The 12,563-nt window shown below is 72.0% G+C and carries 15 protein-coding genes; 1 reads left to right on the top strand and 14 read right to left on the bottom strand.

Translation table 11 applies throughout. From position 1 onward, the window contains the following. Position 1: 1 nt before the first annotated feature. A complete protein-coding gene (locus tag QC282_RS07015; RefSeq protein ID WP_279548336.1) occupies positions 2-877 on the bottom strand; it encodes an LLM class flavin-dependent oxidoreductase in 876 nt (291 codons plus the stop codon). A gap of 258 nt (positions 878-1,135) precedes the next feature. Between QC282_RS07015 and QC282_RS07010 the strand changes: the two genes are divergently transcribed. Beyond that, positions 1,136-1,519: a DUF192 domain-containing protein gene (locus QC282_RS07010; protein WP_279548335.1), complete on the top strand. Its 384-nt coding sequence runs from the start codon at positions 1,136-1,138 to the stop codon at positions 1,517-1,519. A 117-nt stretch (positions 1,520-1,636) separates the two neighbouring features. On the opposite strand, the gene QC282_RS07005 is transcribed toward QC282_RS07010, so the two are convergent. The 13 genes from QC282_RS07005 to QC282_RS06945 all read right to left on the bottom strand — a co-directional run bounded on the left by QC282_RS07005 (position 1,637) and on the right by QC282_RS06945 (position 12,554). After that, positions 1,637-2,197 (bottom strand): hypothetical protein, encoded by a 561-nt coding sequence (locus QC282_RS07005; protein WP_279548334.1) that lies wholly within the window; start codon positions 2,195-2,197, stop codon positions 1,637-1,639. Between the two features lie 72 nt (positions 2,198-2,269). Next, entirely contained in the window at positions 2,270-2,917 is a 648-nt protein-coding gene (locus QC282_RS07000) for an OmpA family protein (protein WP_279548333.1), read from the bottom strand. A gap of 8 nt (positions 2,918-2,925) precedes the next feature. Then, complete coding sequence (locus QC282_RS06995; protein ID WP_279548332.1) at positions 2,926-3,504, bottom strand: hypothetical protein; 579 nt, start codon at positions 3,502-3,504, stop codon at positions 2,926-2,928. A 35-nt stretch (positions 3,505-3,539) separates the two neighbouring features. Next, positions 3,540-4,136: a pilus assembly protein TadG-related protein gene (locus QC282_RS06990; protein WP_279548437.1), complete on the bottom strand. Its 597-nt coding sequence runs from the start codon at positions 4,134-4,136 to the stop codon at positions 3,540-3,542. Beyond that, complete coding sequence (locus QC282_RS06985) at positions 4,136-4,372, bottom strand: hypothetical protein (RefSeq protein WP_279548331.1); 237 nt, start codon at positions 4,370-4,372, stop codon at positions 4,136-4,138. The genes QC282_RS06990 and QC282_RS06985 overlap by 1 nt, the downstream gene beginning before the upstream one ends. Before the next feature lie 181 nt (positions 4,373-4,553). Then, positions 4,554-5,495, bottom strand: a complete 942-nt coding sequence (locus tag QC282_RS06980) for a response regulator transcription factor (protein WP_279548330.1) — start codon at positions 5,493-5,495, stop codon at positions 4,554-4,556. A 44-nt stretch (positions 5,496-5,539) separates the two neighbouring features. Further along, the gene (locus QC282_RS06975; protein ID WP_336621065.1) at positions 5,540-6,862 is read right to left on the bottom strand and encodes a histidine kinase; all 1,323 of its coding nucleotides are present in this window, start codon (positions 6,860-6,862) and stop codon (positions 5,540-5,542) included. 449 nt (positions 6,863-7,311) lie between these two features. After that, on the bottom strand, positions 7,312-8,199 hold the full coding sequence (locus tag QC282_RS06970) for a DUF5936 domain-containing protein (RefSeq protein ID WP_279548329.1): 888 nt from the start codon (positions 8,197-8,199) through the stop codon (positions 7,312-7,314). A 22-nt stretch (positions 8,200-8,221) separates the two neighbouring features. Beyond that, positions 8,222-9,166, bottom strand: a complete 945-nt coding sequence (locus QC282_RS06965; RefSeq protein ID WP_279548328.1) for a type II secretion system F family protein — start codon at positions 9,164-9,166, stop codon at positions 8,222-8,224. Between the two features lie 8 nt (positions 9,167-9,174). Next, the gene (locus QC282_RS06960) at positions 9,175-10,512 is read right to left on the bottom strand and encodes a CpaF family protein (RefSeq protein WP_279548327.1); all 1,338 of its coding nucleotides are present in this window, start codon (positions 10,510-10,512) and stop codon (positions 9,175-9,177) included. A gap of 25 nt (positions 10,513-10,537) precedes the next feature. Beyond that, positions 10,538-10,912: a TadE/TadG family type IV pilus assembly protein gene (locus QC282_RS06955; RefSeq protein WP_279548326.1), complete on the bottom strand. Its 375-nt coding sequence runs from the start codon at positions 10,910-10,912 to the stop codon at positions 10,538-10,540. Further along, complete coding sequence (locus tag QC282_RS06950; RefSeq protein ID WP_279548325.1) at positions 10,912-11,304, bottom strand: pilus assembly protein; 393 nt, start codon at positions 11,302-11,304, stop codon at positions 10,912-10,914. Before QC282_RS06950 ends, QC282_RS06955 begins: the two co-directional genes overlap by 1 nt. Further along, positions 11,301-12,554 carry an AAA family ATPase gene (locus QC282_RS06945; RefSeq protein ID WP_279548324.1) on the bottom strand — a complete coding sequence of 418 codons (1,254 nt, stop codon included), beginning with the start codon at positions 12,552-12,554 and terminating at the stop codon, positions 11,301-11,303. The genes QC282_RS06950 and QC282_RS06945 overlap by 4 nt, the downstream gene beginning before the upstream one ends. Between the last annotated feature and the right edge of the window lie 9 nt (positions 12,555-12,563).

Raw genomic sequence — 12,563 nt, 5'->3', positions numbered from 1 at the left:
CTCACGGTACGAGGGGACGGACCCGCTCGGCGACGAAGCGCACGAAGCCCTCCGGGTCGGGTTCGTCGGCGGTGGGCTGGAGGATCACGGTGTCGGCGCCGGCGTCGGCGAGGGCCCGTACGGCCTGGGCGACGGTGTCCGCGTCACCGGCGACGCCCAGGTCGGGCACGTCGGCGACGCCCTCGGCGACCAGGTCGGCCCGGAGCCGGGCGGCAGCGTCGGGTCCGGTGGCGGCGAGGAGATAGACGACGACCCGATGCGGCGCGTCGAGCCGGCCGGCCGCCGCACGTCCCTCCTCGATCAGGGCACGGGCACGGCGTACACCGTCGGGCGGCGTGGCCGCGGTGAGGATCGTGCCGTCGGCCGCCTCACCCGACAGCCTCAGGGTGCGCGGTCCGGTGGCGCCGGCGAGGACGTCGACGGGGTGCTCGGGCGGCCAGTCGAGGGCGACGTCGTCAAGGGTGACGTAGCGGCCGGCGGTGGTGAGGCGCTCGCCGCGCAGCAGGGCGCGCAACGCGTCGAGGTGCTCCCGCAGCAGAGTCAGCGGCGACTCGGCCCGCGCACCAACCTGGCCCATCCAGTCCTGCACGCCGTGCCCGACGCCGATGACCGGACGGCCCGGGAACATGCGGTGCAGGGTGGCGGCCTCCATGGCGGTGACGGCGACGTTCCGCAGCGGCACGGGCAGCAGCCCGACACCGATCCGCACCCGCTCGCTCCAGGCCAGCGCGGCCGCGGCGGCGGAGATCCCGCCCTCCCGGAAGCAGTCCTCCCACAGCCAGAGCTCCTGGAGCCCTGCGCCGTCGGCGACTTGAACGACGTCCCGCAGCCGCTCGGGGGCGAGCTGCGGGCGGAAGACTGCGCCCAGATCGGTCATGGGATCTTCCTACCCGGGCGGTACGGGCGCCGACAACTGGATTTCGGGGGCGCCCGGGAATGTGCGCGGGTGGGCCTGCCCTGAGGCACAGTGGTCTGGTCGTGCGTCTCGTCGTGGTCTGGTCGTGCGTGTCGTCGTGGTCTTGTGGTGGTCTTGTCCTCTCGGGGTCTTTGTGAGCTCGGGGGGTTGTTGGGCTCGGGGATTCTGGCCGACTCAGGGGGTTCTCCCGGCTCGTGGCTCGGACGGAGGGGTGTCGGTATGGGGCGGTGGCGGGACGGTCGGGGGCAGTTGCTCGTGCACGCGGAGGGGGCGGGCGCTTCGGGGGTGCCGGTCCGGGTGCCGCTGGAGATCGCGGGCTCGTACCGGGCGCGTACGAAGGGCCTGTTGGGCCGGGACTCGGTCGACGGCGCGATCCTCCTCACCCCCGCCAACAGCGTGCACACCTTCCGCATGCGCATCCCCATCGACGTCGCCTACCTCGACCGGCACCTCGGCGTCATCGCCGTACGCACCATGCGGCCGGGCCGGCTCGGGCTGCCCCGGCTGCGTTCCCGGCACGTTCTGGAAGCGGAGGCGGGGGCCATGGCGGGGTGGGGGCTGCGGGCGGGCGGCCGGGTGGAGGTGCTGGCCGAGCCCGGGTGAGCGGCGCCGTCCGGGGGCACCGGGGCCGCAGGGGCCACCGGAAGCCCGCCGTCGTCGCCTACGCGCGGGACGTCCGCGCACCCCACGACGGGCCCTCCCGGCCGTGTTGAGTCCGCGTCAGTCCGAAACGATGTGGAGCAGGGCCGTCCCGTCCTCGTGCCCCGTCACCTGGATCACCACCGCGCCGGGCTGCGGGCTCGGGCGGGTGTCGTCCAGGCCGCCTCCGCAGGAGTTGCCGGAGCCGTTGCCGCGGAGCACGGTGAGGCATCCCTGTCCCGGGCCGCTCGCCCCGCCCCTGGAGCGGCCGTTGCCCGACTTCACGGTGTACTCGACCTCGTTGCGGCCGACCTTGGTGACGGACAGGGTCGCCGCCCTGCCGTCCGGGCCCGCGAAGCGGAAGGTGACGGGTTCGGTCACCGCGATCTCGCAGTTCGCGTCGGCGCAGGCGGCCGGGTCCGTCCCGTCGGCCGCGGTGATCGTCGGGGTCGGGGTAGGGGTGAGGGTGGGGGTGGGCTTCGTCCTGGCGGGTGCGGAGCCGGTGGCGCCGGTGGACGGGGTGCCGGCTGCGGCTTCGCGGTCGGGTTCGCCCGAGTCGCCTCCGCAGCCGGCGGTGGTGAGGACTGTGACGACGGTCAGCGCCACCAGCGCCGCCCTTCGTGCTGCTGTCGTCGATGCCATGACTGTTCGTCCCGTCCCCATCCCCGTCCCCGTCCCCGTCCCCGTGAATTGGTCGTGCCGCTGTCCGTCGCGTCAGCCGTTCCCGCGCGGGAAGGAGACCTCCACGCGCCGGTTCTTCTTGCGGCCGGACTCGGTCGAGTTGTCCGCGATCGGGTACTGCTCGCCGTAGCCGCGCACCTCGTAGGTGAGGTTCGCGTCGTTCAGCTCCTGGTCCAGCACCTTCTGCACGGCGTCGGCCCGCTGCCTGGACAGGACGTCGCCGTGGGCGGAGGAACCGAGGTTGTCCGTGAAGCCGAAGACGCGGATCCTCGTCGCGTTCTGCGCCTTGATCTCCTCGGCGATCGTCGAGATGCGTGCCTTGGCGGCGCCGCTCAGCTTCGCGCTGTCCTTCGGGAACAGCACCTCGGCCTGGAGCGCGAATTTCACGTCCGAGTTGGTGTCCTCGCGCCGCTCGTCGCCGCTCTGGTCCTCCACGACGGACTTGATGTCGAGGACTTTGGGTTCGGCGAGGGTGGCGCCTTCGGGGAGCTTCAGATCGGGGTCGTTGCGGTCGACCTCGACCGGTGCCGCGGCGGAGGCCTGCGAACCCGGGGGGACACCGGGGCTCTCGTCGGCGTGGGACGTCGTGGCGCCGTAGATGTTGGTGACCACCATGAGGGTGGCCGCGGTGACCACCAGGCTGAGGCGTGGATGTGCTGTCCGGGTGTGGGTTCGGGTCATGGTGGGCCTCACCCGGAGATCTTGATCGTGCCGCTGCTGAAGGTGGGCACCTGCAAGTCGGCCTCGTTCGTGCTGGTCGGCGGTGCGGGGAACTGCATGAAGACCGGCAGCGTCTGGCCCGGCTCCAGGTTTCCCAGTCCCGTGGTGGTCAGCGGCCGACCGTCGGTGTCGCGAAGTACGTAGTAGCGCTTCTTCCCCTTGGAGTCGACAAGTGTCGCGCCGCCCAGCGAGGGACCGTGCTTGATGACCTCGGTTTCGTCGCCGCTTGTCTGGGGCGGAATCACCACGGACTTGGCTCCGTCGTTCTTGACGGTGCCGTTCACGGTGATGAAGCCGCCCGCGTCCCGCTCAGCAGACGTGATCTGGAGCAGTAGCCCTTCGATGCCCTTCAGTTCCGCCAAGGGCGTCTCGGGCTTCCCTTCCTGAGCACTCGGATTGGAGCCACCGTCCGGCGAGGCCGATGCGGAAGGGCTCGCCTTGTCGTCGTCGCCCCCACCGCCGCAACCGGCCATGCCGAGGGCCAGCCCGGCCGCCACGGTCAGGGCGACCATCCCCCTGCGGGCCTTCGCAGTGAACCGAATGCTCATCTCTCTGCTTCCTTCTCCACTCATCGTTCGCTTCTTCAGTCAGCCAGGTGGACGTCGAACAGGTCCTCGGGTTTCGGCAGAATCGTGAGGTCGTCCGGGTCGAGGTCCCAGTCCCTGCCCTTGCAGGAAAGCCGCGGCAGCGTCTCTGCAGGAGCGTCCTCGGCAGGGAGCTTGAAGGCGCAGCGTGGTTCGATCACGGCAGTGGCAGTCGCGTTCGCCTGCCGGTTCTCCGTGCCGGGAACGACCGAGTCTCCCACGCTCTTGTTCGTCTCGACTTCGACGCTGAAGCGCAGGATCCCGGGATCGCAGTCGACCAGACGCGCGTCATTCCGCGCCGCGAGTTGCCCCGCCCGCCCGCACGTCGGGGCCAGTGTCCCGCCCGGATCGCCTTCGAAGATGTCCTGCCACTTGTTCGGGTCGAGCACGTTTCGCACCCAATTGCCGGCGAGTTGGTCCCGCCTCTCCTGAGCCGCCGCGAGTGCTGCCGCGTCGGCGGCCGTCTGGGCGCCGTTCCGATTCGCCGCTGCCTGGCCGACCGCGAAGTACGCGAACGCGAGAAAGAGCAGGCCCCCCACCACAGTGATGTAGATGGGGAAGGCCTGCCCTGCGTCGCCGTACCGACGGAGTCGGATCAAGGAGCGACCTTGGCGATCTGCGCCTGGATCTTGCCGAGAATCGTCTGTCCGATGTTGGTACCCGTAATCGCCAGCACGATCGCCACCACCACCGCGATGATGCCCAGGTACTCGACCGCGGTCTGGCCCCTGTCGCCGGCGCCGCGGCGCTGCATGGCCTCGACCGTGGTGTTCTTCCAGCCGTTGACGCGCACCTTGGTCGCAACGGCGGTCTTCAGCATCAGGTCGCTCATGGGGTTCCCCTCCGGATGTGGCGTCAGCGGCTTCCTCCTTGCCGGTGCCGCTCTCGACAGGAGGAACGTACGGCGCAACGGCACGTCCGGCAGAGGGTCCCAGGGCCCAAACGCGGGCCCAATCCGAGGCCTCGGAGGCCCAGTGACGCCGTGTGTTCTTCGCCCCGACGGTCATGGCCGGTCACCCCACCCCTCGGCCGGAGCCGGGCGCCGTGCCCAGCCACTTGGCGGCGGCCTCGGCGCGGCTCGTGCTGTGGAGCTTGGCGAAGATGCGGTTGATGTGGTTCTTGACCGTCTTCTCGCTGATGAAGCACGTGGCGGCGATCTGCTGGTTGTTCATCCCGGACGCGATGAGGTCCATGATCTCCGCCTCCCTCGTGCTGAGTTGGTAGCGCGACCTGTCGGGGGCGGCCGGACGGCCACCTGTCCACCCAGACGACGACTGTCCCACATTCGGTTGCAGCTGCGAAAGGTTTTCCGGAGAAGTGGGTGCGGGCGGCACCGGCGGCAAGCGCAAGGCGGCTGTGTCGTGCGGCAGTAGAGGCGCCGTACGGTCGGTCTTTGCCGCCGGATTTTCATGTGCAGTCGCATTTGCTCCGCCCAGTCCGTCCGGCAGTGCCGCCCCACTGTGGCCCTCCCTCAGCTGGGCCAGCAGCGCGCCCGCCGCCGTCGCCGTGAAGTGCGGTCTGCCCTCCTTGATGTCCCGTACCGCCGCGACCAGTTGGTCGGCGGTGAACTCGCCGTGGACCAGGTAGCCGCCCGCCCCCCTGCGCAGCGCCTCCCGGACGATCTCCGACTCCCTGCTGTACGTCAGCATCACGACCGGGGCGATCTGCACCAGGTACGGCAGGGCCGAGATGCCGTCCACGCCGGGCATGCGGACGTCGAGGAGGACGACGTCCGGGCGTTGCGCGCGGGCGGCCTCGTAGGCCTCGCGGCCGTCGGCCGCCTCGGCCACGACCGTGATGTCCGCGCGGCCGGAGAGCAGGGCGGTGAGGCCCGCGCGGACCACCGGGTTGTCGTCGGCCACCACGACCCGCAGCGGGGGACGCGGCGGGGCGTCCGCGAAAGGGCTGGGGGGCGGCTGCTCGCCGCCGGGTGACGGTGTGGTCGGGTCCGGCATGGGGCTGCCTCCTCTCGTGTGGTGGGGGGAGCGGCGGGCTGGGTTCATGGGGCCGGTCGGGTGGTCAGGGCCGCCAGGGGGAGTTCCAGGCGGACCTCGGTGCCGCGGGGGTGTGTGCCGCGGCCGATGCGGATCCGCGCGCCGACCGACGCCGCCCGTTCCACCATGCCCACCAGGCCGAAGTGACCGGCCCGGCGGAGTTGTTCGAGGGTGGTGCCCGGCGGGAGGCCGCGGCCGTCGTCGTAGACGCTGATCCGGAGGAGGTCGCCGTGGATGCCAGCGCTCACCTCCACGTGGGTGGGCGCGGCGTGGCGGTGGGCGTTCTCCATGGCCTCCGTGGCGATCGTCAGGAGCTGGCGGGCCACGGCCGGGGGGACGGGGGGTACGGCGTGCTCGGCGGCGGCGCGGTACGTCGCCGGGAGGCCCGTGCGGGCCGCGAAGTCGGTGGTGCGGGCGGCCAGTTCGGCCGAGACGTCCGTCGCCTGGTCGGGGTCGGACTCGCGGCGCAGGTCCGACAGGAGTTCCCTGGACTCCGCCGCGGCGCGGCGGGCCGAGCGGGCGACCAGTTCCGCCTGTTGCCTGATCAGGGCCGGGTTCACGGGGTCGCGGCCCGCCGAGCAGGCCAGGCCGTCCGCCACCAGGGCCACGCCGTGCAGTGTCTTGGCGACCGAGTCGTGCATCTCGCGGGCGAGACGGGCGCGTTCGGCGCTGACCGCCTCCGTGACCGCCAGGCGGGCCTGGACCGTCGTCAGGGCCTGGGTGGCTTCGCCGAAGCGGAGCATCAGGCCGCGCAGGCTGGAGCCCACGGCGCCGGCGATCACGCACAGGCCCGGCAGGAGCGACGACTCGGCGATGCCCGGGTCCGGGTTCTCCAGCGTCGCGTGGACCAGCAGCAGGATCAGGACCTGGAGCGAGGCGAACGCCGCGGCGCCGCGCCAGCCGTAGACGAGGCCGGCGAGCAGCGGGGTGCAGACGCTGACGTAGGCGAGGGTGGTGTCCGGGCCCGCCGAGACCAGGAGCAGGAAGCCGAAGAGGGTGTCCACGACCAGCAGGACGGGGTGGCGCAGGAGGAGCGGGCCGAAGCGTTCCCAGTCCCTGAAGAGGACGTAGGACGCCATGAAGGTGACGACGACGGCGATGCCCACGAGGCGGGTGCCGAGGCCCGGGTTGGCGTTGAGGAGGGCGGCGGGGGCGGCGAGGGCGATCATGGCCAGGCGGAAGCCGAAGACGTGGCGGCACATGGCCTGCAGGGCGTTGACCTGGATGGCGAGGGTGGGGCGCGGGGGCTGCGACGCGGTCCGCCGCCGGCCGGTCTTGTCGTCGGCGGCGTCGGTGGCGGTGGCAGTGGCGGTGGCAGCGTCGGTCATGACATCGGCGGGGGGCGTTCCGGTCCGGGCCTCGGACGGGCCGGTGGCTTCGGACGCGACGAGGGCTTCGGGCGGGACGAGGGCTTCGGGCGGGACGGGGGGTTCTGACGGGACGGTGGCTTCGGACGCGACGGGGGTACCGGCCGCGCCGTCACCCGTGCGGCGTTCGCTGCGGGGTGCCGGCTGTGCGGGGCCGGCCGCCCTGTCGTCGTACGCGACCGCCCGCGCGCCCTCCGCCGGTGCCCACCCCGGTGGCAGTGCCGGGGTCGCCGTGGTGACCGGGACGTCCGGGGCGCCCGTGCGGGCGTGGGCCGGCAGGACCGTGCCCGTCGGCGGGGTCGTGATCTCCGGCGTCCTCGGGCGGCGGCGCAGCAACCGGGTGCGGGTGGTGGGCAGGCCGGTCACGTCGCCCGCGCCCGCGTCGCCCTGCGTGCCCTCCGCCACCTTCGTCACTCCCCCGTGATCGTGCCGAAGTCCGTGCCCGAACCCAGGATCAGGCCCGCGCCCAGCAGCAGCATCGTCGCCGGGACCATGAACGTCGTGATCATCATCGTGGCCTTGGGGACCGCGCGGGCGGCCTTGCGGCGGGCGTTCTGGGCGTCCGTACGGCGCATGTCCTTGGCGAGGGCGACGAGCGTGTCGACGATGGGCGCGCCGAGTTCCTCGCCCTGCTGGAGGGCGGTGACGAACATGGCGACCTGCTCGGAGTCGTTGCGGCGGCGCAGTTCCGCGAAGGCCTGGCGGCGGCTCATGCCGAGGTCCATCTGGCGCAGGGTGATGCGCAGTTCGTCCGCCCAGGGGCCCTCGTACCTGGAGGCGACGCGGTCCAGGGCCTGGCGGAAGCCGAGTCCGGCGCTCACGACGACGGCGAGGACGTCCAGGAAGTCGGGCAGGGTCCGTTCGATCTCGTCCTTGCGGATGCGGATCGCCGCCCAGATGCCGACCTCCGTCCAGAACGCGCCGAAGGCCAGCAGCAGCAGAGCCACGAAGAAGTCGCCCCGCATCAGGAACACCAGGCCGCCGAAGCCGCCCAGGAACCCGTACACCGCGCGGCGGGCCGCGTAGCGGTCGATGGTCAGGCCGCCCGGGTTGCCCGCCAGGTCGATCTTGCGGCGGTACTTGGCGACCTGCTTCGGGCCCATCATCCGCAGGACGGCGGGGGCGTAGCGCATGCCGAGGCGGTCGATGAGGGAGTCCACCGCGCCGGTGCGGGTGGCGCCCACCTCCAGGGCGAGGAGCAGGTCGGCGGGGAGTTTGGCCTCCGCGCGGTACATGCGGACGCCGGCGAAGACGCCCCAGACGCCGAGGGCCATCAGGAGGGCCAGCACAAGTGCCATGAGTCGATATCCCCTCTGCTGCTCAGACGTCGATGCGGGACATGCGGCGGATGAGGACGAAGCCGACGGCGTACAGCGAGAACGCGATGATCACGGCGGCCTGTCCGAAGCCGGAGCCGGTCATGCGTTCCAGGGCGCCGTCCTTCACGCCGTTCATGAGGAACAGGGAGCCGACGCCCAGGACCGGGACGGCGTACGACGTCATGTTGACCTGGGACAGCTGGGTGCGGACCTCGCGGCGGGTCTCCTTGCGTTCCTCCAGGGTCTCCGTGAGGTTGCGCAGGGCGCTCACCACCTGGCCGCCCGCCCGGTTGGACAGGACGAGGGTGGTGACGAGGACGACGAGTTCGCGGGACGGGAGGCGTTCGGCCAGCTCGCCGAGGGCGTCGTCCATGGAGGCGCCCACCGCCAGTTGTGCCGCGACCTTGCCGAGTTCCTCGCCGGCCGGGGCCTCCAGTTCCTCCGCCGCCATGCCGATGGCGGTGCGCAGGGCGAGGCCGGCCTGGGTGGCGTTGGCCAGGATGCGGGCCAGTTCCGGGAGCTGGTTGATGAACCGCTCGATGCGTTTCTGGCGTTGCCAGTTGAGGAACTGGAGGGCCACCCAGATGCCCAGCAGGCCGGCGAGCGGGCCGAAGAACGGGGCCAGGGTCGCCTGTCCGACGAGCCAGAGGCCGGCGACCGTGGCGAGCATGCAGACGAAGAACTCGCCCGGTGTGACGTCGAGGCCGGTCGCGGCCAGGCGCAGTTCGAGGTTCCTGCCCGCCTTGGTGCGGCGCAGCCGGCGGTCCAGGCCGGTGAAGTTGCGGCGGCGGCCGGCCACCGGGGTCTGGCCCGAGGCCGACAGACGGTCCACCAGGGCCTGCCGCTGGGCCCTGCCCTGGGCGTAGAAGTGCAGGCCGGTGACGGCGAGGACGCAGGTCAGCAGGGTGACGCCGGTGGTGAGGGTGACGAGGGTCTGCAGTTCCATGGCGGCACCTACCTGGCTTCTCGGGTGGCCAGCTGGTCCGCCGACTCGGCGACACCGAAGGCCTGGGGTATGGGCTGGCTCGCCATGTAGAGCCGGTCGGCGGCGCGGCGCGGCAGCGGGCAGTACTCGAACGCGCCGTGGATGCGGCCGTCGGCGGCCATCGGCCGCGCGTTGAAGCGGGCGACGGTCACCAGCCGGTACGGCTCGCTGCCGTGGCTCTCCAACAGGGCGATCTCGGTGACGCGGCGGGCGCCGTCCGCGAACCGGGTGAGCTGCACGATGACGTCGACGGCGCTGTTGATCTGGTCGTGCAGGGCGGGGAACGGGATCTCCACGTCCGACATGGAGGCCAGGGTCTGCAGCCGCATCAGCGCGTCCTCGGCGCTGTTGGCGTGGACGGTGGCCAGGGAGCCGTCGTGGCCGGTGGACATGGCCTGGAGCATGTCCAGGGACTCGCCGCCGCGGACCTCGCCGACGACGATGCGGTCGGGGCGCATGCGCAGGGAGTTGCGGACCAGGTCGCGGATGGTGACCTGGCCCTTGCCCTCGACGTTGGGCGGGCGGGACTCCAGGCGGATGACGTGGGTCTGCTGGAGCTGGAGTTCGGCGGAGTCCTCGATGGTGATGATGCGTTCGGTCTCGGGGATGAGGCCGGACAGGGCGTTCAGCAGGGTGGTCTTGCCGGTGCCGGTGGCGCCGGACACGATGATGTTGAACTTCGCCTGCACCAGCCCGGCCAGCAGGTACACCATCTGCTCGTCCACGGAGCCCAGGCCGATCAGCTCCTGGAGGGTGAAGGAGCGCGGGAAGCGGCGGATGGTGAGCGTGGGGCCGGTCAGGGACAGCGGCGGGATGATCACGTTGACGCGCTCGCCGGACGGCAGGCGGGCGTCGACCATCGGGTTGGACTCGTCCACGCGGCGGTTGACCGTGGACACGATCCGTTCGATGGTCTGCATCAGCTGGTCGTTGGAGGCGAACCGCAGCGGGAGCTGTTCGACCCGGCCGCCGCGCTCCACGAAGATGGCGTCCGGGCCGTTCACCATGATCTCCGTGATGGAGGCGTCCTCCAGCAGGGGTTCCAGGATGCCGAGGCCGAGTGCCTCGTCGACGACCCGGCGGATCAGCTGGGAGCGCTCGACCGTGGACAGCACCGGGCCCTCGCGGCTGATGATGTGCCCGAGCACCCGCTCCAGGCGGGCCCGCCGCTCGGCGGCGGCGAGCGAGCTCATCTCCGCGAGGTCGATCTCCTCCAGGAGTTTGGCCCGGTAGGAGGCGACCATGTGGCCGTCCTCGCCCCGGTTCCCGTTCTCCTCGGGGGAGTTGATGCGTGCCCGCAGGCTCATTGCTCCGGTGCTCCTTGTTGCTCGGTCAGTGGTCGAGCGGCATCGTGGCGGTCTTGCGCGCCGGGTCGAAGTCCCAGCCGGGGACCACGGAGGGGATGTCGACGGTCGCGGTCACGGTCACCTCGTCGCCGAGGTGCGCGCGGGCGCAGTCGAGGCCGTCGGCCAGCCAGCCGCTGACCGCCGCCCGGCAGTCCGCCGCGTACGGCCCGTCCAGCGAGGCACTGCGCGCCCCGGCCCGCGCCGCCGTCCCCGCCTGCTGCGCGGCGTAGGAGATCAGGCCCAGCTGGACGGCCGCCAGGGCGACGATCAGCAGAATCGGGATGAAGCCGAGGTATTCGAGGGCCACTTGCCCCCGGTCGCGGCCCCGCCGCTGATACGTCCGTCCGGTGCTCCCCGTCATCACCGTGTCGCCTCCTCGACGGCCCCCGCGTGCCCCTTGACGGTGAACGGGAAGTCGATCGTGCCCGGGAACAGGACGGGCACCTTGAGGCTGACGTCGGAGGTCACGTAGCCGTTGCCGGTGGTGCAGCTCACGTCGGCGCCGTCCCTCCACGCGTTCGACAGCTTGTCCAGGCCGGCCGCCGAGCACTTGCCCGGGCGGTCGTACTCGGCCGCCGTCCCCGCCCGTACCGCCTCGTCGGCAGCGTTCCCCGCGAGGGTGAAGGTGTACCCCACGAGAACCACCTGCCACAGCACCACCAGCGTCACGATGATCGTCGGGGTCATGCCGAGGAACTCGATGGTGACCTGCCCGCTGTCCCGCCGAAGGTGCCGTGGCCTCACGTGTCTCATCCGCCCGCCTCCCTGCGCCGCCGCAGGCTCACCGCGCCCCGGTCGCCCCGCGACCTGCCGCCCTTCTGGGCGCCTTCGGGGGCCTTGACCAGACCGAGTTCACCCGCGAGAGCCCACAGTGCCTGCTTCACCGTGCTCTTGCTGTCGAGTTCGTGCAGGCGGCCCGCGTCGACCGCGCCCTGGAGTTCCTTGAAGTTGGCGGGGACCGACGTGCGGGCGACCCGCGTGCCGGTGATCTTCTGGATCAGGGGCGGCTGGATCTCCGTGACCCGGCTGTGGCGGTTGACGACGATCGTGGTCTCCTCCGCCTTGCGGATCTGCAGCCGGTCCCACATCCGCACCGTGCGCTTGGCGCCCCGTACGGCGATCACGTCCGGCGTGGCGACCAGCACCGCCGTGTCGGCCATCTCGACGGCGGCGGCGCCGGCCCCGCCGAGCTGGGCGCCGCAGTCGATGACGACGACGTCGTAGCGGGAGCGCAGGGCGCTGACGATCTGGCGGACGGCGCGGTCGGTGACGTCCTCGCCGCGTTCGCCCTCGCCGGGCGCGAGCAGCAGCGCGAGCCCGGAGTCATGGCGGAAGACGGCGTCGGCGAGGACGCGCGGGGAGATGTCGGTGATGGCGGCCAGGTCGGCGACGGACCGGCGGAACTGGACGTCCAGGTAGGAGGCGATGTCGCCGGTCTGGAGGTCCATGTCGACCAGGGCGGTGGCGCGTCCGGAGGTCTGCGCGGCGAGCGCGAGCTGCACGGCCGTGAGGGTGGTGCCGACGCCGCCCTTGGCGCCGCTGACGGTGACGACGGTGCCGCCGACGCCGGTGAACACGTCGCCGCCGGTGCCGAGGTGGCGGCGTACGCCCACCGACCACTGGGCGACGGCCTGGACGCGGCTGGCGAGTTCCTCGTAGCTCAGCGGGAGGGCCACCAGGCCCCGGGCCCCGTAGTCCATGGCGGCCTGGAAGAGGCCGGGGCTCGCGTCCGAGGTGACGAGGATGACGCCGACGGCCGGGAAGCGCAGGGCGACCTCGCGGACCAGCTCCAGCGCGGGGACGGGGCCGATCCGCTCGTGCACCACCACGACCTCGGGCAGTTCGTCCACGGACTCGGCGGCGAGCCGCGCGAGGGTGTCGACGAGCTGCGTGGAGTCCACCACCGGGGCCACCGGCTCGGCGTCCGGGAGCTGGCTGAGCAGTGTCGTGATGGACCGGACCGCGTCCGCGTCGCCGACTGCCGGGAGGATCCTCGTGGGCATGCGGGCCTC

Origin of the sequence: Streptomyces sp. DH24 (genome assembly GCF_029813775.1) — a bacterium.
Lineage (GTDB): Bacteria > Actinomycetota > Actinomycetes > Streptomycetales > Streptomycetaceae > Streptomyces.
This window is presented reverse-complemented; position numbering and strand designations above follow the sequence as displayed.

Bases quoted from the DNA above. Each gene is read 5' to 3' on its own strand.
- QC282_RS07010 (WP_279548335.1), top strand. From the start codon at position 1,136: ATGGGGCGGTGGCGGGACGGTCGGGGGCAGTTGCTCGTGCACGCGGAG.
- QC282_RS06955 (WP_279548326.1), bottom strand. From the start codon at position 10,912: ATGACGGGGAGCACCGGACGGACGTATCAGCGGCGGGGCCGCGACCGG.
- QC282_RS06985 (WP_279548331.1), bottom strand. From the start codon at position 4,372: ATGAGCGACCTGATGCTGAAGACCGCCGTTGCGACCAAGGTGCGCGTC.
- QC282_RS06965 (WP_279548328.1), bottom strand. From the start codon at position 9,166: ATGGAACTGCAGACCCTCGTCACCCTCACCACCGGCGTCACCCTGCTG.
- QC282_RS06980 (WP_279548330.1), bottom strand. From the start codon at position 5,495: ATGCCGGACCCGACCACACCGTCACCCGGCGGCGAGCAGCCGCCCCCC.
- QC282_RS06970 (WP_279548329.1), bottom strand. From the start codon at position 8,199: ATGGCACTTGTGCTGGCCCTCCTGATGGCCCTCGGCGTCTGGGGCGTC.
- QC282_RS06960 (WP_279548327.1), bottom strand. From the start codon at position 10,512: ATGAGCCTGCGGGCACGCATCAACTCCCCCGAGGAGAACGGGAACCGG.
- QC282_RS06945 (WP_279548324.1), bottom strand. From the start codon at position 12,554: ATGCCCACGAGGATCCTCCCGGCAGTCGGCGACGCGGACGCGGTCCGG.
- QC282_RS07015 (WP_279548336.1), bottom strand. From the start codon at position 877: ATGACCGATCTGGGCGCAGTCTTCCGCCCGCAGCTCGCCCCCGAGCGG.
- QC282_RS07005 (WP_279548334.1), bottom strand. From the start codon at position 2,197: ATGGCATCGACGACAGCAGCACGAAGGGCGGCGCTGGTGGCGCTGACC.
- QC282_RS07000 (WP_279548333.1), bottom strand. From the start codon at position 2,917: ATGACCCGAACCCACACCCGGACAGCACATCCACGCCTCAGCCTGGTG.
- QC282_RS06950 (WP_279548325.1), bottom strand. From the start codon at position 11,304: ATGAGACACGTGAGGCCACGGCACCTTCGGCGGGACAGCGGGCAGGTC.
- QC282_RS06975 (WP_336621065.1), bottom strand. From the start codon at position 6,862: ATGACCGACGCTGCCACCGCCACTGCCACCGCCACCGACGCCGCCGAC.
- QC282_RS06995 (WP_279548332.1), bottom strand. From the start codon at position 3,504: ATGAGCATTCGGTTCACTGCGAAGGCCCGCAGGGGGATGGTCGCCCTG.